General features: G+C 62.3%; 18 protein-coding genes. 12 read left to right on the top strand and 6 right to left on the bottom strand.

Annotation, left to right across the window (positions count from 1 at the left end; genetic code table 11):
• The first annotated feature begins 2 nt into the window (after positions 1 to 2).
• From SAZ10_RS24350 to SAZ10_RS24335, 4 genes are all read left to right on the top strand, one after another.
• Entirely contained in the window at positions 3 to 2,207 is a 2,205-nt protein-coding gene (locus tag SAZ10_RS24350; protein ID WP_318611981.1) for a hydantoinase B/oxoprolinase family protein, read from the top strand.
• Entirely contained in the window at positions 2,204 to 2,713 is a 510-nt protein-coding gene (locus tag SAZ10_RS24345; RefSeq protein ID WP_318611980.1) for an acetone carboxylase subunit gamma, read from the top strand. Before SAZ10_RS24350 ends, SAZ10_RS24345 begins: the two co-directional genes overlap by 4 nt.
• A 176-nt stretch (positions 2,714 to 2,889) precedes the next feature.
• A complete protein-coding gene (locus SAZ10_RS24340; protein ID WP_318611979.1) occupies positions 2,890 to 3,717 on the top strand; it encodes an SDR family NAD(P)-dependent oxidoreductase in 828 nt (275 codons plus the stop codon).
• A gap of 48 nt (positions 3,718 to 3,765) precedes the next feature.
• Complete coding sequence (locus SAZ10_RS24335) at positions 3,766 to 4,704, top strand: choline ABC transporter substrate-binding protein (protein ID WP_318611978.1); 939 nt, start codon at positions 3,766 to 3,768, stop codon at positions 4,702 to 4,704.
• A 99-nt stretch (positions 4,705 to 4,803) separates the two neighbouring features.
• Here the strand turns inward: SAZ10_RS24335 and SAZ10_RS24330 are convergent, their stop codons facing one another.
• The gene (locus SAZ10_RS24330) at positions 4,804 to 5,001 is read right to left on the bottom strand and encodes a hypothetical protein (RefSeq protein ID WP_318611977.1); all 198 of its coding nucleotides are present in this window, start codon (positions 4,999 to 5,001) and stop codon (positions 4,804 to 4,806) included.
• Positions 5,002 to 5,137: 136 nt separating this feature from the next.
• On the opposite strand from SAZ10_RS24330, the gene SAZ10_RS24325 reads away from it, so the two are divergent.
• Complete coding sequence (locus tag SAZ10_RS24325) at positions 5,138 to 5,590, top strand: hypothetical protein (protein WP_318611976.1); 453 nt, start codon at positions 5,138 to 5,140, stop codon at positions 5,588 to 5,590.
• Positions 5,591 to 5,758: 168 nt separating this feature from the next.
• Here the strand turns inward: SAZ10_RS24325 and SAZ10_RS24320 are convergent, their stop codons facing one another.
• Together SAZ10_RS24320 and SAZ10_RS24315 are read right to left on the bottom strand one after the other, a co-directional pair.
• A complete protein-coding gene (locus SAZ10_RS24320; RefSeq protein WP_318612002.1) occupies positions 5,759 to 7,195 on the bottom strand; it encodes a hypothetical protein in 1,437 nt (478 codons plus the stop codon).
• A 528-nt stretch (positions 7,196 to 7,723) separates the two neighbouring features.
• Positions 7,724 to 10,438 (bottom strand): ABC transporter transmembrane domain-containing protein, encoded by a 2,715-nt coding sequence (locus SAZ10_RS24315; protein ID WP_318611975.1) that lies wholly within the window; start codon positions 10,436 to 10,438, stop codon positions 7,724 to 7,726.
• A 413-nt stretch (positions 10,439 to 10,851) separates the two neighbouring features.
• Here SAZ10_RS24315 and SAZ10_RS24310 point away from each other — a divergent pair, with 413 nt between their 5' ends.
• Together SAZ10_RS24310 and trxC are read left to right on the top strand one after the other, a co-directional pair.
• Positions 10,852 to 12,207: a PQQ-dependent sugar dehydrogenase gene (locus SAZ10_RS24310; RefSeq protein WP_318611974.1), complete on the top strand. Its 1,356-nt coding sequence runs from the start codon at positions 10,852 to 10,854 to the stop codon at positions 12,205 to 12,207.
• A gap of 44 nt (positions 12,208 to 12,251) precedes the next feature.
• Complete coding sequence (gene trxC / locus SAZ10_RS24305; RefSeq protein ID WP_318611973.1) at positions 12,252 to 12,728, top strand: thioredoxin TrxC; 477 nt, start codon at positions 12,252 to 12,254, stop codon at positions 12,726 to 12,728.
• A 79-nt stretch (positions 12,729 to 12,807) separates the two neighbouring features.
• Here the strand turns inward: trxC and SAZ10_RS24300 are convergent, their stop codons facing one another.
• Positions 12,808 to 13,251 (bottom strand): hypothetical protein, encoded by a 444-nt coding sequence (locus SAZ10_RS24300; protein ID WP_318611972.1) that lies wholly within the window; start codon positions 13,249 to 13,251, stop codon positions 12,808 to 12,810.
• 370 nt (positions 13,252 to 13,621) lie between these two features.
• Entirely contained in the window at positions 13,622 to 15,391 is a 1,770-nt protein-coding gene (locus tag SAZ10_RS24295) for an MFS transporter (RefSeq protein ID WP_318611971.1), read from the bottom strand.
• Between the two features lie 412 nt (positions 15,392 to 15,803).
• Here SAZ10_RS24295 and SAZ10_RS24290 point away from each other — a divergent pair, with 412 nt between their 5' ends.
• The 5 genes from SAZ10_RS24290 (at position 15,804) to SAZ10_RS24270 (ending at position 21,486) form a co-directional block, all read left to right on the top strand.
• Positions 15,804 to 16,856 (top strand): sugar ABC transporter substrate-binding protein, encoded by a 1,053-nt coding sequence (locus SAZ10_RS24290; RefSeq protein ID WP_318611970.1) that lies wholly within the window; start codon positions 15,804 to 15,806, stop codon positions 16,854 to 16,856.
• An 89-nt stretch (positions 16,857 to 16,945) separates the two neighbouring features.
• Positions 16,946 to 17,950 carry an ABC transporter permease gene (locus SAZ10_RS24285; RefSeq protein WP_318611969.1) on the top strand — a complete coding sequence of 335 codons (1,005 nt, stop codon included), beginning with the start codon at positions 16,946 to 16,948 and terminating at the stop codon, positions 17,948 to 17,950.
• Positions 17,947 to 18,903: an ABC transporter permease gene (locus SAZ10_RS24280; protein ID WP_318611968.1), complete on the top strand. Its 957-nt coding sequence runs from the start codon at positions 17,947 to 17,949 to the stop codon at positions 18,901 to 18,903. Before SAZ10_RS24285 ends, SAZ10_RS24280 begins: the two co-directional genes overlap by 4 nt.
• A 2-nt stretch (positions 18,904 to 18,905) precedes the next feature.
• A complete protein-coding gene (locus tag SAZ10_RS24275) occupies positions 18,906 to 20,432 on the top strand; it encodes a sugar ABC transporter ATP-binding protein (protein ID WP_318611967.1) in 1,527 nt (508 codons plus the stop codon).
• A 34-nt stretch (positions 20,433 to 20,466) separates the two neighbouring features.
• A complete protein-coding gene (locus tag SAZ10_RS24270) occupies positions 20,467 to 21,486 on the top strand; it encodes a GntR family transcriptional regulator (protein WP_318611966.1) in 1,020 nt (339 codons plus the stop codon).
• Between the two features lie 75 nt (positions 21,487 to 21,561).
• Here SAZ10_RS24270 and SAZ10_RS24265 read toward each other — a convergent pair whose 3' ends face one another.
• Positions 21,562 to 21,705, bottom strand: coding sequence for a hypothetical protein (locus SAZ10_RS24265; protein WP_318611965.1), 144 nt, complete (start codon positions 21,703 to 21,705; stop codon positions 21,562 to 21,564).
• Between the last annotated feature and the right edge of the window lie 265 nt (positions 21,706 to 21,970).

Here is a 21,970-nt window from a genome sequence, read left to right as displayed (position 1 = left end):
CCATGCTGGACAAACCCTCCACCGCGTTCCGCCTCTGCGAAAGGCTGCTCGAATCCGAGCGGCTGATGGAAGAGACCGGCTGCTATGACGGCATCACCGATCTCAAGCTGCGCAAGCAAGACCCGCTCAAATTCGAGACGCTGCACACCAAGCTGCGCGCCTATTGCGTATCCGCGCGCGAAATGGCGCGACGCATCTCGGCTTCGCCAGGCGTGCGCGAGGTGGGCGAGATGGTTGTGGCGATCTACACGCCGGAAGGCGACGCAATCGCGCTTTCCAACGGCATCATGGTGCATGTCCACACTATGAGCCGCTTCATTAAATGGATGATCCGCAACGGCTACGAGGAAAACCCGCGCATACGCGACGGCGACATCTTCGCCAACAACGACGCCTTCATCGGCACTGTGCAGGTGCCGGACGTGATGGACGTGGTGCCGATCTTCCACAGCGGCAAGCTTGTCGGCTGGGCCGGTGCCGTGTGCCACGAGCTCGAAGCCGGCGGCATCACGCCCGGCGGCGACGTGGCGCTGGCGCAGGAGCGCTTTACCGAAGGGCTGTTCGTCTGCGCCGAGAAGGTCGGCGAGAATGACGAGCTCAGGCGCGACTACGTCATCCGCTGCGAGCGCAATTTGCGCATGCCGATCTACTGGGTGCTCGACGAGAAGGCCAAGGTCGCCTCCTGCATCGACATGCGCGAGAGCGTGAAGGCGCTGATCGACGAGATCGGCCTTGACTACTGGATGCAGGTCTCGAAGGAGTTCATCGAGGAGGGCCGCCGCGCCCAGCTCGCGCGCTCGCGCCAGCTCACCGTGCCCGGCAAGTATCGCGGGCACACCTTCTACGGCCATGTCACGGCCGGCAAGCCCGGCTACCAGCCGCTCGGCGACCCCGACTGGCTCTACAACATCCCGATCGAGATGGAGATCGGGACCGACGGCAAGATCACGATCGACTTCGAGGGCACGCAGCCCTGGGGCTATCATTCCATGAACTGCACGCCGGCCGGTATGGATGGCGGCATGTTCGTGACGCTGACCCAGCACATGAATTTCGAGGGGTTGGTGAATGACGGCGCCTGGATGGCGACCGAGCTGAAACTGCCCGCAGGCACCTGGACCAACCCGGACAACGAGATGGTGGCGACGGCGACGTCCTGGGCGCTGCTCCTGCCTGCCTACGGAGTTTTCCAGCGGCTCTTGTCCCGCGCCTTCATCGCCCGCGGCTTCGTGGAGGAGGCGTTCGTCGGCCAGGTGAACAGTCCGATGATCGAGATGGGCGGCACCAGCCAATACGGCACGCCGTTCGGCATGGCGCATTTCGAGTGCGCCGCGGCGGGCTCGGGAGCGCTTGCCATCAAGGACGGGCTCGACACGGCCTATGTCGGCTGGAACCCGGAATCCGACATGGGCAATATCGAGATCTGGGAACAGAACATGCCGATGGTCTATATCGGCCGTTCGATCGTCCCCAACTCCGGCGGCGCCGGCAAGTATCGCGGCGGCGCTGCGTTCATCTCGACCTGGCTCGTAAACAAGACCGACCATTTGCGCCTGGTCACGTCGGAACATTCCTCGCGGGTTTTCGACAATGCCGGGATGTGCGGTGGTTATCCCGCGCCGACCTGCCAGAAGCACCGTGCCGTGCGCGACAGCAACATCCACGAGCTCGCCCGAAAGGGTGCACCGCTTGCGCATGCGCCCGGCACCAACCCCTATCATTCCGATTTCGAGATGCGCTTCCACGGCGGGCACGAAACAGTCGAGGGCCCCTACATCACCGCGCCCCATAAGGCCGGCGACATCTTCAGCCACTCCTACAACGGCGGCGGCGGCTATGGCGACGTGCTGGAGCGCGACCCGGCGAAAACGGCCTGGGACGTCGAGAACGGGTTCCTCACCAAGGAAGCGGCCGAAGGCGTCTTCGGAATCGTGATCGAAGAAGATGCCGATGGCTTCCCCGTCGCCAATCTCGAAACCACCAAACGGCGCCGCGCCGAGATGCGCGCCGAGCGGCTGGCAAGAGCAAAGCCGGTGTCGGATTGGATGGCTGAGCAGCGCGCCCGGATCGAGAAGGCCGATTTCGCGCCCGAGGTGAAGAAGATGTATGCGAGCGCGATCCGCCTTTCGCCGCGCTTCGCCAAGGACTTCAGCGATTTCTGGGACGTCGATGCGAACACCGTGTTCGCGGCGGAGGCAACGCCATGACCAACTACAGCAAGGAAGTGATCCGGGATCTGGTTTCGGGCCAGCTTCCATGGCCGCAGACGCGGCGCATCATGAGCGCCTACAAGGATGACGACCGCTTCTTCAAATATGTGGCCGTGCTTCAGGAGCGTGTCGGCTGGCAGGATCCGATCCTGTTGCCGATCAGCGATCACCTGTTCATCTGCCAGAGCGGCGACTGCAGGGTGACCAGGTGCGAATGCGGCCACTCCTTCGGCGACTACCGCAGGAACTGGAAGCTGAAGGCAGCTATCATCGTCCGCGACACGGAGGAGGCGCTCAGGGAGGTCTATCCCAACAGCGATCTCCCCGATCCGGAGTGGATGGAGATCCGCGAATTCATCTGCCCGGAATGCGGCACGCTGCACGAGGTCGAGGCCGCAGCTCCGGGCTACCCGATCGTGCACGACTTCGAGCCCGACCTCGAAGGCTTCTATCGCGATTGGCTGAAACGGCCCCTGCCGAAGCCGGGAGCAGGACAATCATAGATGGCATGGCAGACCCCCGCTCCGCCTCGCTTCGCTCGGCACCTCTCCCCCCAAAAGGGGAGAGGAAGGGCGCCTGGCATCGCGGCCGGCGCTTCCTCTCCCCCGGTGACCGGGGGAGAGGTGGTTCGCGAAGCGAACCGGAGTGGGGGTCGACCCCAGATGCAGGAGGCTGACCCATGCCTGATCTCACCGGCCGATCCGCAGTCGTGACTGGAGGCCTCACCGGCCAAGGCCTCGCCATCGCGCATGAGCTGGCGAGGATCGGCGCCAATGTCGCCGTCGGCTCCTATGTGAGCGAGGCCGCCGGACGGCGCGGCGACGCCGCTGCCTATCCCGACCCCGCGGAGATCGTGGCGATCCGCGGCGCCCTGGAAGCGCATGGCGGACAAGTGTTCGCCGGACATCTCGACGTTCGCGACACGGACGCGATCACGCAGTTCCTCGCCGATGCGCAAGCCGCCTGCGGCCCGGCCGACATCCTCGTCAATGCGGCCGGGACCACGGCCGAGCAGCCCGTCGTCGGCCATTCCGACGAGCTCTGGCTCAAGATTATCGACACCAATCTCAACGGGGCCTTTCGCATGATCCGGGAGCTGCTGCCCGGCATGATCGCCCGCAAGTGGGGCCGCATCGTCAATATCGGCTCGACGGCAGCCAGCGTCGGCTGGAAGGACAACCCTGCCTATTGCGCTTCCAAGTCCGGCCTGCTCGGACTGACGCGCTGCGTGGCGCTCGAAGGGGCGCCGCATGGCGTCACCTGCATCATGGTGAGCCCCACCTGGGTCGAGACGGAGCTGATGCGGCGCAATGTCGAGCAAGTCGTCGAGCGCGAAGGCAAGGGCCGCAGTGTGGCCGCTGCGATGGCAGAGATCGCTGAGCAGAACCCTCAACGGCGCATCATCCAGCCGGACGAAGTCGCCGCGCTCGTCGCCTTCTTGTGCGGCGAGCAGGCCAAGGGCATCACGATGGAGAACATTCAGATTACTGGCGGGGCGCTCTGGTAGCGCCCCGCTCGCATTTTGAAGCCAAGAAAGGGGAACGGGAGCAGACCAATGCGCAAAACAATTTTCGTAGCCGCAGCCATCAGCCTCGCCGGCCTTGGTGCCGTCCAGGCCGCGGAGCCCGAAAGCTGCAGGAAGGTACGATTTTCCGATGTCGGCTGGACCGACATCACGGCCACGACCGCGACGGCGTCGCTCATCCTGGAAGCGCTCGGCTATCAGCCCGAGACGCAGATACTGTCCATCCCGGTCACCTATTCCAGCATGAAGAGCAAGGACATCGACGTCTATCTCGGCGACTGGCAACCGAGCATGGAGGCCGACCGCAAGCCCTATCTCGTCGCCAAATCGATCGAGGTGGTCGGCACCAATCTGACCGGTGCCAAATACACCTTTGCCGTGCCGAAATACGTGGCTGACGCCGGCGTCAAGGATTTCGCCGACCTGCAGAAATTCGCCGACAGGTTCGGCAATAAGATCTACGGCATCGAGCCGGGCAATAACGGCAACCGCATGATCCAGGACATGATCGACAAGGGCGATTTCGGCCTGAAGGATTGGGAGCTGGTCGAGTCCTCCGAGCAGGGCATGCTCGCCGAAGTGGACAAGAAGACGCGCAACAACGAATGGATCCTGTTCCTTGGCTGGGCGCCGCATCCGATGAACACGCGCTTCAAGATCGAATACCTCTCGGGCGGTGACGCCTGGTTCGGGCCGAACTACGGCGGTGCCGAAGTGCTGACCAACATCCGCGCAGGCTACGGCAGCGAATGCCCCAACGTGACGAAGTTCGTCAGTAATCTCAGGTTCACGCTCGACATGGAAAACGAAATGATGGGCGCCATCCTCGATCAGGGTCAGGAGCCCAAGGTCGCCGTCGCCGCCTGGCTGAAGGCCCATCCGGAGACGGTCGTGCCATGGCTCGAGGGCGTCACCACTATCGATGGCGCGAACGCCGCCGAGGCCGTGAAGAAAGTGCTGTCGAACTGATCGGCAGGATGCCGGAAGGAGCCGGCCCCGGTCAGTCAGGCCCTGCGCGCTGTCGAGCGGGAACTCGGCTGGCTGCTAAAGACGCCCACTTGACTAAGACTAGTGTCGGGTTTCCAGCTCCTCCCGGGCTGGCGCCGAGTGCGGGGTCAAGGCAAACCAGCCGAGCGTTGTTGACGGGGACGCCTCAGCTGCCTTGATGACAGTGCGCCCCTTGAGCGACGGCGGCCTCAATAGCGTATGCGCGATGGTCAGCACCCCGATGATCAGGGTGACCGTTACGCCGATCTTCGTAAGCACGTTCCGTCTCGCTTCTCGAGCCTTCCCACTCGAAGCCGACTCCGAACGCGTATCCCGAAGACGGCGTTTGCGGTAGAGTAACGTAGTCCGCAGCGGTCACCGCCGATGATCCCTTTCGACGATCGGGAATGCTTCCATGAGCACGTTCATCGTTGTCACCTTTCCAGACGAGGCAAGCGCGCTGCAGGGAATACAAACCCTGAAAGATCTCAACGCCGACCGCAGCCTCGTGTTGTATGGCGCGGGCCTTGTCTCAAAAGGGGAGAAGGGCAGACTGTCGATGCGCGTTGTGTCCGAGGAGGAATTGGGTGTCGTCGCCGCAGGCGCGCTGATCGGCGGGTTGGCAGGCCTGGGTGTGGGATTGCTGGCAGCTGCTGTCATGGCGGCGGGTGGTGCAGTGTTTGGTGCATCAGCGGCACTCACCGACAGGGGCACCGGCAAAGCGATTCTGGGAGAGGTGTCGCGTCACCTGCGCAGGGAGACGGTGGCGCTCGTTGCCGATGTCAATGTCGACGACAGGGCCGTTTTTGAAAGCCGGATGAAGGCGCTCGGCGGAACCGTTCACAACCGAAAGCAACCGCTTGATTGACGGTGCTCTTGGTGGCGTTCAAAGGTCGGGTCGACGGCACGTTTGCGTGCGTGTCGTCGACCTGGGTCAGTCCACCGGCGAGCCGGAACTTGGCGGATGCAGCCATTTCGCGCCGGGCCGGGTTAGTGGCGCTGTATCAAATCGGGTCAGCTAAATGAGACCCTGACGCTACCAGCAAGCGTTGTTTGCCGCCTCTGCAATGGTCAGAAAGGAAATGGTAGCCGGTGCGAAAAACAAGATACCGGCAGCCGTCGCATTGCCTACCATGGCCGGAAGTTCGTCGTTGGCACCGAGCGCGAGAATTTGGCCGTTCAGCCTGACGCTCCTGTCTTGCAGATCTGCAGCATCAAGCGTGTAACGTTCGGATGCCTGTGGCAACGACAGCTTGCGCTCATTTTGACGGTCGTTGTTGATGACCAGCAAGGCAACGCTGCCGGGCGCCCCGCGCTGGCAATGTGCGTAGACATGGAGGCCCTCCTGGATCGGAACCCCAGCATCGAGCACAGTGGTTCCCATCAGTTTTCGCCACAGCAGTGCAGCCCAGTAGTTGGGCTTTGGCACCAGACTGTCCTCGTCGAGCAGTCCATAGTCGCTGGCGGCCAGCGTATTATGCGCAACGACCTGAACGCCGGACTTGGCCAGCCTGCCCAATTGGTCAAGATAACGGAAGCTGTCCAGAAACGTTGCAGCCCAGGGGTTGCCGCCGCAGGCCGCGTCGGCGACCTCCGTCAGCCACATCGGCTTGCCCGGATCATAGGTGTCGCGCAGGCCGCTGTAGAAGGCCAGGGTCTGGCTGGTTCGGCCGAGCCAATCCTCCGAGAGCGCCGCATCGGCGGTGGTCTGCGGCATTCCGGTTGTGGCGCAACGCTTCGAGGCGGCGCCATAGTGATGATACGAAAAAGCATCGACCCCAGGTCCAGAGGCCGCCAGCATGTCTTGCGTCCTGATCACCGGCAGGTTGCCATATGTCATCGACCAGGGTCCCGGCGTCTCTCCGACAGAACCCGGCCCCAGAACCATCATGGCGGGTGCCGCTTGACCGGCAAAGGCTTTGAACAGCTTGAAGTCGCGCCCGTAGTCGGCCGCGTCGTATCCCTTGGGGGCGCCGCCCATCGCGGCCAGCGACGGCTCGTTCATGAACTCCGCCGCCGCAATTTCGCCATCGATCGACTTTGTGTATTCCATCCAACGGCGTGCTTGGTGCGTCGTCCAGGCGCCGCTGGCGTCACGCGTACCCGGACTGTTGGCGAAAGAAGTCACGATTTTTGCATCGACGGCCTTTGCGAAGTCGACGACACCGCGCCATTGCTGCTGGCTCAGCACGCCGTTGAAGCCCGCAGGCGCATTCACAGGGGGCGTTTCGGAATCCGCGAAATAGGTCGTATTCGCCCAGGTTCCGCTGACGCGCACATAGGCCGGTCCGAGTGCCGCAGCCAATTTCCTCAGACGCGGATTGTTCAGGGCAATAGGCGGGCGATACTGGTAGATGGTGGGGTCCATGCCCGACGGCACGTTCGCTGCGAGCGTGGATTTTGCGTTGGCGTCACCTGCATCCGCGGTGCTCTTGTAGGGCTTCCAAAAGGCGCCGCCCGTCACCTCGAGCATCTCGACATTATATGATTGGAAGCGTTCGTCGACGGCGCCGACTCTCGGCATGTTCGTCGGCGCAAGAGAAAGCTCGTCGGACCGGGCCACCGAGCCTGCGGATGCGAACAGGACAGAAGTTATACCGGCGCCCAGCCCGGCCACAATGCCACGGAGACCGTACATTCGGACTGTCCTCGTCTTGCAAGCGCGCGGTGCGGATCCGGACCTACAAAGCCATGGACGCTACCAGTTGGACTGGCTTGATCCGACGGGAGTCGGTACCGCGTTCCGTGTCCTTCCTCACAGGCCATGCCCCTGAAGCGTGGACAGGCCTGGGCCACAAACCGCATCACCAAGCGTGAGGCCGCATTGAGTTCAGATTGTGTTCACTCTCGCCTCGAGTACGTCGATTTTGCCTAGCCACAACTTACGCACAGCCTCGTGGGAAATCTTGCAGGCGCGGGCAAAGCCGTGGATTTTACCGCATTCGGCCCCTGGGCCTGCAAAGCATGGATCTCGCCGTTTACTTCCATCTGGTTGCAGATCTTAGGACAGGAGTTTTTTGAGCATCCCATCCTCTTGGGCGAGCGCGTCATAAGTGCCGTCCTGAACGACACGACCGTGATCGAATACGATAACCCGATCGAAATCGCTGGCGAGAGAAAAATTGCTCAAGACCCATATTATCGCTGGCGCATGGCCATCTTTATGACGGTTCTTCATAATATTTCGAGCGATCTGAATTTGCCTGCGCTCGTCCAGCGCAGTCAAAGGCCGGTTGCAGATCAAATAGTCTGGGTGTTTGAGCAAAGTCCGCGCGACATTGATCTTCTGCCGCTGGGCGCTGGTCAGCCTTTTGCCCCCTGAGCCGACATCGAAATCGAGGCCGATCGACAGAATTGACCGTTGCTGGCCCAGATTCTCGAACAGGCGGATGAGGGTCGCTCGAATTTGCTCGGCCGCATCCACGTGGCCGCGGTTAACTTTGCCGAAAAGAAGATTGTCGAGCAAGGACGCGCGCGCAATGAACCTGTCCGGCTCGTAAGGCTCGATCACCGTCCGCAAGTCGTCCGGCATATCCTTCGCGAAGCGCTTTCTCGCCTTGACGATCTTTGCCTTCAACGCATCCGTCAGCAAACCGAATCTGTGGCGCGGCTCGATATAGGCGAAGCTCAGGCGGATGACATTCGCCCGGTCCTCGTCCGAGGCCGTTTCGATGCCGGAATCCTTCAGCTTCTGCAAGAGCACCTCATAGGCTGGGATATCCTCCGGGCGCATGAAGGCGAGTTGCGAAAAGAACGGATGGTCCGGCGGCAAATCCCGGAAAAGCTCGACAGCGTTCCGGGCTATTGCGAGACCCATGCGGAAAAGATCGGTGGAGAGCTCGTTCTCGATGATCACCTCGCGGAAAAAAGGATGCGCGGCCAGCTGGCGGATCGTCATCGAGGAACGGTCGAGCACGCCGAAGAGGATATTTTCGCCCACCGTTGCCTGCAGGTTGTAAACATCGGGTTGGAAGGGAATGACGAGTCCAGCCAGACCGCTTTCGTCCAGCCGATGCCGCAGGGCCCGCCGGAGCTCCACAATACGCGTGATCAGGCCGGGATACGCTGCTGTATCGATCTGCGAGCGCAACGCCAGATCGATGATATCCTGAGTCATCAGGACGGCGTCCAGAATGGGCCGCACGGCGTGGTAGAGTCCATCAGGCCCCGATATTCCCATGGACCCGTAATCGATCCAGTCGCTGTTCAGGTCGAAATCGGGATTCCTGGCCCGCCTCGCCTCCATGACCTGCCAGCGGCGCTCCGCAGCTTCGGCTCCCTCGTAGCGAACATCGGTCAAAGGCGCGTGCTTGAGGTCGTAAAGCAGATTGTTGCGCAGCGTTCCACTGAAGAAATAGGTGTCCGCGGCCACATAGGCGATGCGCCGCCCGGTCACGGATTCGGGCAGTTCGAGAATATCGTGCCCGTCAATGGCGAGCCGCCCGGAATCGGGCCAGACGAGCCGGCCCAGCAACCCGGCGAAAACTTCGCTGCCGCTGCCCGCCGGACCGATCAGCGCCACCGTTTGCGCAGGCTCGATTTCGATATTGACGTGCTGCAAAAGGGGTGCGCCGCTGTCGTCGAGAACCGTCACGTTGGTAGCGACGAGCGGATGGCGCAAAGGGGGGACCGTCTTGTATTCGACGGCCTGGATTTTCGGGTCGATCAGATTGTCGACGCTGAACTGCTCGACCACCTGCGCATATTTGACCTGCACGTCCTGGCGCGTCTGGTCCCAGTCGATCAGCTCCTTCAATGGCCCCGGAAGATCTTTGTAGGCATTGATAATGGCGACGAGCTGGCCGATATCGAGACGGCCTTGCAGCGCGAGAATGCCGCCGATCATATAGAAGAGAAACGGCGTAACCTGCGCCAGAAAATTGTTGATGAATTTGACGAGAAACTTCCACTCGTAAAGCTTGTAGCGGATGGCGAAAATGCGGCCAAGCCGGTTCGCGATGTCGGCGCGCTCGAAATTGGATGTATCGTTGCCGTGAATGGTGTTGATGCCGTCAACGATCTCGCCCACCCGTCCCGAAAGCTGGCGTGCCGTGAGCTGGCGTTGGCGCCCCAATTCGAGCAGGCGCTTGCGCATTCTGGGAATGATGATCCCCTGCACGGCCACGATGACCGCCGCGATCATGCCAAGCCATAAATTCTGCATGAGAATGAAGATCAGCGCCGTTGCCGCCTGACCGCCCAGAAGGGCCGGCTGCACGAAGGCGTCGCCGGTGAAGCCGCCCAACGGCTCGACTTCGTCCTTGATCATCGTCGCTATTTCCGCCGAGCGCACCCGTTTGAAACAGGACGGAGGGAAACGCAGAACCCGATCGAGCAGCTCGAAGCGGATCTGCCGCAGCATGCGTTCGCCCAGGCGGCCCTTGTAGGTGTTGATATAGAACTTGAAGAGGCCGTTGATGACGACGAGCAGGAGAAACACCATGCTGAGGCCGATCAGCATCTGAACGCGACTGAGCTGCAAACCTCCGAAAAGCACCACCTCGCCCAGATAGGGGAAAGTATAGGCAATGCGCATGAAGGTTTGCGTGGCGTCAGGCGTCTCGAAGCCGTTTCCTTGAATCGGCCCGTTGATGATCTGCTTGGGCAGGTCAAACGACAGGAAATAGGGAATCATCGAGATCGCGACGACCAGAAGAATCCAGGCTTGCTGGAGGCGCGTCGTGGCCCAGATATAGCGAGCGAGGCTCTTTTCCATGAATAAGCGTCTTAGATGACTAGCGGATTCCTGCCGCTCAGACTGGCGCCTCCTTGAGAGAAAACGGGCCTACCCTAAATCCGGGTCCCGAATACGCACCGAAATAATTCGCTGCCGTCGGCCTTACCGCTACAAGCGGTCTCCGCACGGTCCGCCTGACTGGAGCGCCGCGCACGGCCTCCTCGTCAATACAGCGCTGACGATGCATGCGCACGACCGTCCGGGATTCGGCATCGATGCCGGCGGGCAGCAACTCCGGGCTGGCCGCGCGAAGCAGTGCACCCAACGTAGCTGAAATTTCTTAGGGCGCCTTGCTCGCCAAAGGTTGCGTGGATTGTCAGGGAACTTTCGCTGGCGGCAGCGATTGGGACCGACCGCATTATCGACCAGGATGAATCCTGGAGGAGCAGCTGATGCGCGCTTCCACATCATTGATCAGCCTTGTTCCTCTGGCACTGGTTTCGATGGCGTCGGCCCATGCCGAGGAAGTGCGCACCGGCGCCAATGCTTTCGGAACTTGGGAGGGCGACGCGCCCGGTGTGAGCCGCCACATCAGACCCGCCGATCTGCCAGCGCCGACTCTGACTGAGAACGACCCGGAAGCTCCGGATTTTGAAAACGCGCCAAAGGTCGTCGAGGCGCCGCAAGGCAAGCTGCCCGATGTGCCGCCTGGCTTTGCAGTGCAGGTGTTCGCTACCGGGCTGGACAAACCTCGCGTTATCCGGATCGCTCCGAACGGAGACATCTTCCTGGCTGAAAGCGGAAGTGGACGTGTGCTGGTCTTCGCGGCGGATTCGGCTGGAAACCTGCCGACATCGCCCGGAGTGTTCGCAGAGGGCCTGGAGAAGCCCTTCGGGATCGCGTTCTATCCGCCCGCCGAACCGCGATACGTCTATGTGGCGGCGGCCAACCAGGTCGTTCGCTTCCCGTATAAAGCTGGCGACCGCAAGGCGAGCGGGCCCGCCGAGGTCATCATCCCGGATATCCCTACAAAGCGGCACTGGACCCGCGATCTGGCAGCCTCGCCGGACGGCCAACGCCTGTTCGTTTCGATCGGCTCGTCTTCAAACGTCGCCGCGGGGATGCCGCAGAAGTCGCCAGAGGAGATCAAGGCTTTCGAGAAAACTCACGGAGTAGGCGCGGCTTGGGGTGATGAAGAGGGCCGGGCTGTGGTGCGCGTGTTCGACCCCGAAGGGGAGACGGTCCGCAATTTTGCGACCGGCCTGCGCAATTGCTCGGGCATGGCTATCCAGCCTGGCACCAACACACTCTGGTGCACAGGCAATGAACGCGATCATCTTGGCCCCAACCTGGTGCCCGATTTCCTGACTTCGGTGCAGGAGCACGGGTTCTACGGATGGCCCTGGTACTACACCGGCGGCCACGAGGACCCGGCCCACGCCGGCGGGCGTCCCGATCTGAAGGACAAGGTGATTGTGCCCGATGTGCTGATCCAGGCGCATTCATCCACGCTGCAACTTGTCTTCTACGACAAGGACGCGTTCCCCGCCGAGTACCGCGGCGACGCATTCGCGACCTTGCACGGGTCATGGAACAGGGAAGAAAGAACCGGCTACAAGGTCATCCGCGCGCGCCTGAAAGACGGGAAGCCGACCGGCGTATATGAAGACTTCATGACCGGGTTCGTGCTGGACAAGGAAAGGGTCTGGGGTCGGCCGGCGGGCATCGCGGTCACGCACCATGGCGCTCTGCTGGTGAGTGACGACGTCAACGGCACCATTTTCCGTGTGTCACGGCATGAACGTTAAGTTTGGAGAAAGCTCGGAGGGAACTCGAACGGGAGGACAGGCAGATGGCAGAGGGCAATCGACTTGTCATTGTATGTCCGACATGCATGACGCTAAATCGCGCGCCAGCTGCGAGGCTGGCAGACCCGGCGCGTTGCGGAAAATGCGGGCAGTCACTTTTCCAAGGACAACCGCTCGAACTCAACGCGACGAATTTTGAACAACATGCCAAGCAGAGTGACATTCCGCTTCTGATCGAATTTTGGGCCGGATGGTGCGGGGCATGCCGCCAGATGGAGCCCGTTTTTGCCGCCGCCGCCGCGAAGACCGAGCCACAAGCGCGTCTGGGCAGGGTCGACACGGACGCCGAGCCATCATTGGCCGCGCGCTTTGGCGTACAAAGCATACCCAGCTTCATTCTTGTCGAGAAAGGGCACACGATCGCATGGACCGCAGGCGCAAGGCCCGAAAGTTCGCTTCTTCAATGGATTGAAGATGCAATCGCATTGCATGACCGGCATTTCCCAGGCCATTCGATCTGAGCAGGATCTTAAGGTGACGTTCCGCGCCGATGTGCGCATTGCAGGGTGCTGGTCCACCCTCTCTGCCCGCGCGGACGGGCTAGAATTCGGTGCGTTCTTCAGGATGTTCGTGGAAATAGACAACCATAAGCATCGACATGCTTATGCCGGCGATCGTCCCCGAGATCAGCCCGTAAAGAGCGCCTGAGGTAACTCCGAAAAGCTGCCCTATGTCATGACCCGCCAAACCACCAACAACCGATGAAAAGGTCACACCCAGCCAAACGGCAAGAGGAATAGATTTGCCGCGCGGCTTCACGAAGGCGGCAGGATAGGCTTTTCCGAGGAAGTGTCGAACCAACCAGATTATCAACACAGCAAAAAACGCGGCGAGGATCGAAAGAACCCGTCTCTCAGCTATTCTACCATCAAGAGCCTGGCCGAAAGTCGCACCGAAGATGGCGCCTGCCAGCAGGGCTATGAAGATGAATGTCGAGGCGAAGCCGCCGGTTCTTGGTGTCCCAGTACCTCCTGCCATTGCCATTTCGTGCTCCTTTCGCGGTCTAGCATCGCAGACCTCTACAAAATCGAATGAAGCTGGCGTCTTTTCAGGATTTCTGACGTATCGACTGGGCTGGCCGTCGAGCTTCCACCAAGCTTTTTGAGGCGATAAAAGGGGTGGGGTTCGTTCCTCGTTCTCACCGCGGTCGTTATCAACGCAACACAGCAATCGTCGTTCCCAGATCGATGCCGACAGGCCTTCTGACACTTCGCCTTCAGGAAAAGACGAGCCAAACGCACGCGGACCCAACCATGCTCTTTCAGCTGTCGGTCAACCCAGGTTTATGGCGTCAGCGCCGGATCGGGGACGACCGAGGCTGACCCGGAATTATCGGCCGCTCCTCCGCTTCCGCCTAGTCCGAGGTTGGGTCCTCGTCAGGATCGAGATCTGTGCCGGATACTGTTCTTCCAATATCGGGCTTGGGGCGAGCCCCTGCGTGTGACTTCGGCTTTCGTGTGATCGACTTCGAGCTTGCATTTTTCTGGCCTCGGCTGCGCCGGACGTGGGATCTCGCGGCTATGAAGTGAGTGATCTGCGGCCCATCACCTTTCTGGAACCGGCGCACCGCTGCCTCCTGTGCCTGGTCTGCCTTCGTTACGCGCTCGTGAAGCCGCAGATGATCCGCCCAGGAATCCGAGAGAAAGGTTTCGATGAAACGGCTGTTGTCCCCGGGGTCCTCGAACACTTGCCAGCCATAGGCTCCGTCGCGGTAACGCTCGCGCCCGGCTAGTTCGATAGCCTCGAGGAAAGCCTCGCGATTCCTGGGATCGATCCGATAGGCGATGGTCACCAGAACCGGCCCGCGCGCCGGGTTGATGTCGCTCGCCATCGCCGGTGACGGCCAACTCATGGCAGGCGTCAGGTCGATGCCCCTCGCGGTTTGCAGCCGCCATCGCCTCAGCAACGGGACCGAGAGGCCGCCGCCGACCGCCGCCACCAACAGCGCCGGCGCGATACCGATGCGCGATGCCCCTTCGCCCCAAATGGCGCTCCCCAAGCTGAGGGCGCCCGCCATTACCGTGATATAGACCGCCAATCCACGCCCTCGCACCCATTCGGGAAGCGCGGTCTGGGCCGAAACGTTCAAGCTGGATACTGTGGTGATCCAGGTGGAGCCGGCGACCACGCTCGCCGCGATGGCGAGCACCGGTTCATGTGCGACCCCGAACAGGGCTGTCGCAACCGCGCTGCCCAGCGCGCCGGCATTGCCGAGCCCATCGGCCCCGAGCCATTCCTTGAGCCGAGGCAGCAAAGCGGCGGTGGCCACGGCCGAGATCCCGATCACACCCAACAGCGATCCGTAAAGGGACGGCCCTCCCCCAACCTGCTGGCGCGCAACGAGTGGCAGCAACGCCCAATAGGCGCTGGCGAACACGAAGAAGCCGGCAGCGCGGATCAGCGTTGCCATCAGGTGGGGGTTGTAGCGCGCATGGCGCAGGCCGGTGATCATCGCGCTGGCGAAGTGTTCGGGCGGAAGCCGTGAACTCGCCCGTGCCGGCTCGGGCCACCAGGCAAGCGCGCCAATGACGCCGAGATTGCTGACGGCGTTCAGCAAAAACGGAGCCGGAACGCCCAGAGTACCCAGAAGCGCGCCGCCTAGCGCAGGCCCTACCGCACGGCTGACGTTCACGCTCACGCTGTTGGCGGCAACGGCCATCGGAAGGTCTGGCTTCGGAACGAGAAGTGAAACGACAGCCTCCCAGGCCGGAGCGGTGACAGCCTCCCCGGCCGCCACCAAGAAGGCAAAGACAAGCAGATTCCAGGAGGTGACCAGATGAAACCAGATGACGACAGCAAACACCGAGGCGGCAAGCGTGATCAGCATCTCGCCTGCGATGAGGAACTTACGCTTGTCGACGATGTCGACGAGAGCGCCTCCCGCGATCGCGAGTAGAAACACAGGCAAAGTCGCCGCGACCTGAACCAGCGAGACCATCAAAGGCGCAGTGGTGAGGCTCGTCATCAGCCAGCCGCACGCTGCCGAATACATCCAGCTACCGATATTCGCGACGAGCGTCGCGAGCCATATCACCGTGAACGGCTTGTGTCGGAACGGTGCCCAAAATGAGAGAGACTGCGTAGCTGCCCTACCCCCGGGTCGTCTTCGCTCACCTGCTGGCATGGCGGATTCTCCGCAGCGACAGGCCGATGCGCCCGTACTGACTGCGTCCCTCGATCTTAATAGAGGCGCGACACGGTCTCGTCTTCAATGCCGCCGTGCGGTTGCGTCGAGGACGACAGAATACCTCTTGCGATCGGCCATTGACGGTATTCGGAACAGCGCAAGCTGAGCAAGGCGTTCACAGCATTCTGAACGGGACGATATCGCAGAACGGGAGTCACAGGTTGAGAGAACAGACTGGCCGCAACTACTTGGCCGCCGTCAATCGCCCCAATTGCCTAAGCCTAGGCAAGTATCCCTAGATACTAAGCACGAACGTATATTGCATGCGATATGCATTTCTTCTAGAAATTGGCATGCGACGGAACGACCGGGTTTCAGGCTCGCGACGGTTCGCACCAGGGAGGAACCAATGAAACTGTTCTGCGATTCAATTCGCGGCCTCGCCGCGTCGTCGATATTTGCCGGCCTAACGGCAGCACTGGCCTTCGCCGGGCCTGCACAGGCATCCGATAACAAGATTGCGCTGATCCCGGGCGGACCTCATCCGTATTTCGCGCCTTGGGAGCAAGCCGCCGCCGATGCGAAAAAGGACTTCGGCATTGCCGCCGTCGACTTCAAGGTACCGACCGAATGGAAGCTGAACCTGCAGACGGAGCTGATCGAAAGCCTTAGCGCGCAGGGCTACACCGCCTTCCGCATATTCCCCGGCGATGCCGTGGGCATCAATTCGACGGTCACCGAGTTGAAGGATTCCGGTGTGCCGTCCGCCGCGCTCGCCGGCTGCGCGCAGGACCCCACGGATGTCGCCTTCTGTCTCGGCACGGACGTCTATAACTCCGCCTATCTCGGCACCAAAGAACTGATCAAGGCGATGGGTGGCAAAGGGGCGATTGTCCACCTCGCCGGCCTGCTCGTCGATCCCAACACGACCTTGCGCGTCAAGGCTGTTGAAAAGGCTGTCGCCGAGACCAATGGCGCTGTGACCCTGCTGCAGACCGTCGCCGATACCGACGCCCAGGAGGCGGCGGACCAGAAGATCAACGCGCTGCTCGCCGCCCAGAAAGACCAGATCGGCGGCATGATCGCCACCGGCTACATTCCCTCGGTGGTGGCATCGAAGTCGCTGCGCACGCTCGGTGACAAGCGCATCAAGTTCGTCGGGATCGACGACGATCCGATCGTGCTCGAAGCCATCAAGGACGGCTTCGTCGCTGGCACCATGGCGCAGAACCCGTACGGACAGGCCTATATCGGTGCCTACGCGCTCGACCTTCTGGCGGGAGGCGGATGCACCGTGAAGGACGACGCGCCGTGGATCCAGACGCCGCAGACCAAGCGTTTCATCGATTCCGGCACGATGGTGATCAACGCGGAGAACCTTGCCTCCTACAAGGACGACCTGAAGAAGATCACTACAGAGATCCAGGGCTCCTTCAAGGACAAGTACCTGACTTGCAAGTAATTGCGCCGAAGCGAGCGGGCGCGCCCGCTCGCTTGCGAACCGACAGGCTGGAGCCGGCGCCGCGCCGGTTTCCAGTTGGTTGAGCTCATATGACCGACCGGACCGTCAGCACCACATCCCCCCGACGCCTGCTGCTGCCCGGCGCCTCGACGCAGGTCGGGCTGCTGGCGATCGTCGGTTTCCTATGGGTCGTCTTCACGGCCCTGGCGCCGGGTTTCACATCGCCGATGAACCTCTTCTCGGTCGGTCGCTCGCTGGCGATCGATATCGTCATCGGCTTTGCGCAGATGGTGGTGCTCGCCACCGGCGGGATGAACCTCGCCGTCGGGTCCATCGGTGTCTGCGCGGTCATGTCGACCGGATACCTGCTGCAGGACGTCGGCCTGCCGATCCCGATCGGCCTTGCCGGCGGCCTGGTACTGGGTGGCGTGCTCGGGGCCTTGAACGGCATCGCCATCGTCAGGACAGGCGTGAACGCCTTCATCATCACGCTGGCAAGTGCCAGCCTCTTCCTCGGCGCCATGCTGATCCTGACCAAGGCGGTGCCCTACAACGCTCTGCCGCCGGAGCTCGGCACGTTCGGCCGGCTGCGCATCGGGGGATACATCTCCCCCCTCCTCGTCATCGCGGCGGCGATCGGCGCCGCGCTCTACGTGCTCTATCGCCACACCGCGCTAGGCCGGCAAATCCTGGCCGCGGGCGCCAATCCGCGGGCTGCGGCCATGTCGGGCGTCCCTGTCGGCCGAGTCATCATCTTCAGCCATGTGCTTTCGGGCGTTCTTGCCGCTACTGCCGGCCTGATGCTCGTCGCCCGGCTCGGCGCGGCCATGCCGGCGGTAGGCGGCGAGGAGTGGCTGCTGCCCTCCTTCATCGGCCCGGTGCTGGGCGGCACGCTGCTGTCAGGTGGTTCGGTGGCGGTGCTCGGGACCATGTTCGGCGCGGCGCTCGTCACCACCATCCGCAGCGGATTGCTGGTCCTCCAGGTCGGCAATTTCTGGCTTCAGCTCTTCCTCGGCGTGATCCTCCTGCTCGCCGTCATGGCCGACCGCTACCGCAGTGTCTATGCCGAACGTCGCTCGTTGGGGCGCAGATGAACGCGATCCTGCGCCGCTTTCTCATGGTCGAATGGTCTGGCCTGCTCGGTGCGATCGTGCTTGGCGTCGTCGTGCTGTCATGGCTGTCGCCGGCCTTCCTCACCGAGTTCAACATCTATGTGATGCTGCGCAGCTTCTGCGTCGCGCTGCTTGTCGGCTTCGCGCAGATGGTGACGCTCGCGGTCGGGCAGATGAACATTGCAGTGGGTGCTCTGGGCGGCCTCGTCGCCATCACCGTCGGCGGCTTGATGGAAACCTTCGGCCTGCCGATCGCAGTCGCCGTGCCGGTCGCTGTGGGTATCGGCGCGCTCGGTGGTTTGCTGAACGGCGTGCTCACCGCCCGCACCGGCATCAACGGCTTCATCATCACGCTGGCGACGGCCTCGGCCTTTACGGGCATCAATCTCGGGATCACTCAGTCGATCCCCTATTACAAGCTTCCGCCGGCTTTCGTTGCTTTTGGCTCTGAGCGCATCTTCGGCTTCCCTTTCCTGCTGATCGCGCCGGTGATCGTAGCAGCCCTGCTGGCGCTCTTTCTGGCGAGGACCATCCCCGGCCGCCATCTTCTGGCGGTCGGCGGCAATCCTCAGGCGGCCGAGCTTTCAGGGATCTCGCGCGATCGGACGATCATGCTCGCCCATGTGCTGTCCGGCACGCTCGCCGGTGGCGCGGCGGTTCTGGCCGTCGCGCAGCTCGGCTCGGCCCAACCTTCGATCGGCACGGACTGGCTGCTCATCTCCTTTGCCGCCCCGATCATCGGCGGAGCAGCACTCACGGGGGGCAACGTATCGGTGTTCGGCACCTCGCTCGCCGTCATTCTGATCGCGCTGATCGAGAACGGAATGGTGCTCGCCAATGTCGATCCCTACTGGGTGCAGTTCCTGTTGGGCGCGCTCATATTGGCGGCCGTCTGGCTCAATCGCTGGCGCGCCGTCAGGACCGGTGGGGGCTGACCATGAGCCTCACCATCGAATCCGTCAGCAAGGCATTCCCGGGCGTCCAGGCGCTCGACCATGTCTCGCTGGAGCTGAGGCCCGGCGAGATCCATGCGCTGATGGGCGAGAACGGCGCCGGCAAATCGACGCTCATCAAGATCATCACCGGCCTCTATCCGGCCGATAGCGGCCGTATGCTGATCGACGGCAAGGAGGTCGCCTTCCAATCTTCGCGCGACGCCATCGCGGCCGGCATCAGCGCCGTGCACCAGGAACGCAACCTGATCCCACGTTTCTCGGTCGGCGAAAACATCCTGCTGGAGCGGCTGCCAGCCAGGCGCGGGCTGCTCGACCGCAGCGCCATCCATCGCGAAGCCCGTCGCTATCTCGACCTGCTCGACGGCAGCATCGACACACGCGCCGAAGTCCGTACCCTGTCGGTAGCGCAGATGCAGATCGTCGAGATCGCAAAGGCCCTTTCGCTGGAAGCGAAGTATCTGCTCATGGACGAGCCGACGGCATCGATCACCGAGCACGAGGCGAACACGCTGTTCGGCCTGCTCAAGCGGCTCCGCGACAACGGCGCAGCTATCGTCTTCGTCAGCCACAAGCTCGAGGAGATCTTCGCGATCGCCGATCGGGTCACCGTGCTTCGCGATGGAAAGAACGCCGGCGCAGGCGAGCCGATGAGCACGATGACCCGTCAGCGGCTGATCTCGCTCATGGTTGGCCGCGAGGAGCGGATTCTCGAGCGGCCGGCGCGCGAGCACGGAAACACGGAAGTGGTGCTCGAGGCACGCAGTCTCTCCACGTCGCTCGGCCACAAACACATCTCCTTCGCCCTGCATCGCGGCGAAATCCTTGGCCTCTATGGGCTGGTGGGTGCCGGGCGCAGCGAGCTTGCCCGCGCCATCGTGGGCGACGCGAAGGTGACCGGCGGCGAACTTCGGCTGAAGGACAAGCCGGTCGTCATACGCGACATGCACGAGGCGCTGAACCGCTATCGCATCGGCTACATCAGCGAGGACCGCAAGCAGGAAGGCCTCATACTGGCGCACTCCATTCGACAGAACATCGCAGTGACTATCTGGCACCGGCTGGCCGGTGCGCTGGGGCTGATCGCTCCAGCCGAGGAGGTGCGCGCCGTAAGGCCGTATGTCGAGCGGCTCGAAATCCGCACGCCCTCGATCGAGCAGATCGTGGGCAATCTCTCCGGAGGCAATCAGCAGAAGGTGAGTGTGGCGAAGTGGCTCGCTGCCAATGTCGAAATCCTGATCATCGACGAGCCGACGGTCGGCATCGACATCAAGACAAAAGCCTACCTCCATGAGCTGATCCACGAAATCGCGGCAGCCGGCACCTCGGTGCTGCTGATCTCCAGCGACATGCCCGAGATGGTGGCTCTCGCCGACCGCATCCTCGTGATGCACGGCATGCGCCTCGTAGGGGAGGTTCCCAACGACCATCGCTACGAAAGCGTGAGCAAGGCAATCATGAACGCGATCCATGCGGTCGAGGAAGACCAACCGGCGGCCGCGGCAGGTTAGGCGCGACTGACATGCCGTCGGCGACCTGACCCCGATGAAGATGCTGGAATCGAGCAGAAATAAACGGCTGAACGAACCAGGCGCCTTGCCGCTTTACGAGGCGATCTACAGCGTGCTGCGCGATCACATCGTCGATGCGGTCTTCCCGCCCGGGCTCGTGCTCGGCGAGACGGGCGTCGCCCGTGCCTTCAGCGCCAGTCGGGTGCCCGCCGCCGCCGCGCTGAAACGCCTGCATCGCGAGGGGCTGGTCAGGGCTTTCCAGGGCCGTGGCTACGTGATCGGAGGACATGCCGTCAAGCCTGTCCGGCTGGAGCTCTTCCGCGCCGGTCTCAGGCTTCCAGCCGGCCTTGCTCAAGAGTTTAGGTCGCGCAAGCGCCACGAGCTCATCTATCCGAAGGTCGAGCACGACGTCGCCGCCTGCCTCTCCTATGGCCGCTTTCTCCTGAACGAGAGCGCGCTTGCCGAGCACCACGGAGTAAGCCGCACCGTTGCCCATGAGGTACTGACGAAGCTCGAACGGACCGGCCTGGTCAGCCGCGACTCCAACCAGCGCTGGTATGCCGGCCCGCTCACGGAAGAGCTTCTGCGCGAGCATTTCGAGATGCGCTGGCTGCTGGAGCCGATTGCGCTCAGCCAGGTTGCACCTGAGATCGACAAAGCCGAGCTCGACGCAAAGTCCCGGCGAGCCGAGGAAGCGCGTGACGGCAAGCGTCTGCCAACGACCCTTGAGAGCCTCGAGCACGACCTCCACGTCGACCTCGTGTTGCGTTGCCCCAACCAGCAGCTCCGCGAGACGATCCGGCGCAGCCAGCTGCCAATCATCGCGACGCACTCCACCTTCGAGCAGCACCAGTCACGCGAGGAGATCTCGACCATGATCGCCGAGCACCTGGAAATCTTCCACTGTCTCAGCTCCGGACGGCACAAGAAGGCAATCGCAGCACTTGAGGGCCACCTGCGCCGTTCGCTCGGATCGAATATCGTCCTGCTGCAGCGCCTGCGAACTCCGCCGCCGGATTTCCTGCCGCCTTATCTCGTCCCGGTGCAGGCTTAGTCTGGCTAGTCCAGCGCTTGACGAACGTCTTCAGATTGCGAGCGCAATCAGGCGTTCTGAGCTATCGCGGACATGTCACGCCGCGATGTCGAAGGCTGCCTTGACGAGCCGCTGCGTATAGGCGGTCCGCGGATTGGAGAGGACTTCCGAGACCGGGCCCTCTTCGACAATCCTGCCGTGCTCCATCACCATCACGCGATGGCAGAGCGCCCGCACCACCTTCAGGCGCCTACGCGTTCATCCGCCACGGCATCGGCAGCTCGCCGATCGAGCAGCTGAAGTGCGTTCAAATCCCTGTGCTCCCTGACGTCCCGTGCTCGGGCCGCTCTTCTTCCGCTACGACCCGCTCGTTTACCTCGCGCCACTGATGTTCGTGCTGATCAACTACTTCCTCTATCGGACCAACGCCGCCTGATACTACGCACCATCGAGGAATCGCCGGAAACCTCGCATGCGATCGGCTATCCTGTTCGGGGGCCTAATG

The organism is Mesorhizobium sp. BAC0120, assembly GCF_033542235.1.
GTDB lineage: Bacteria > Pseudomonadota > Alphaproteobacteria > Rhizobiales > Rhizobiaceae > JAWRCU01.
Note: the sequence above shows the minus strand (reverse complement) of the source record. Positions and strands in the feature narration are given on the sequence as shown.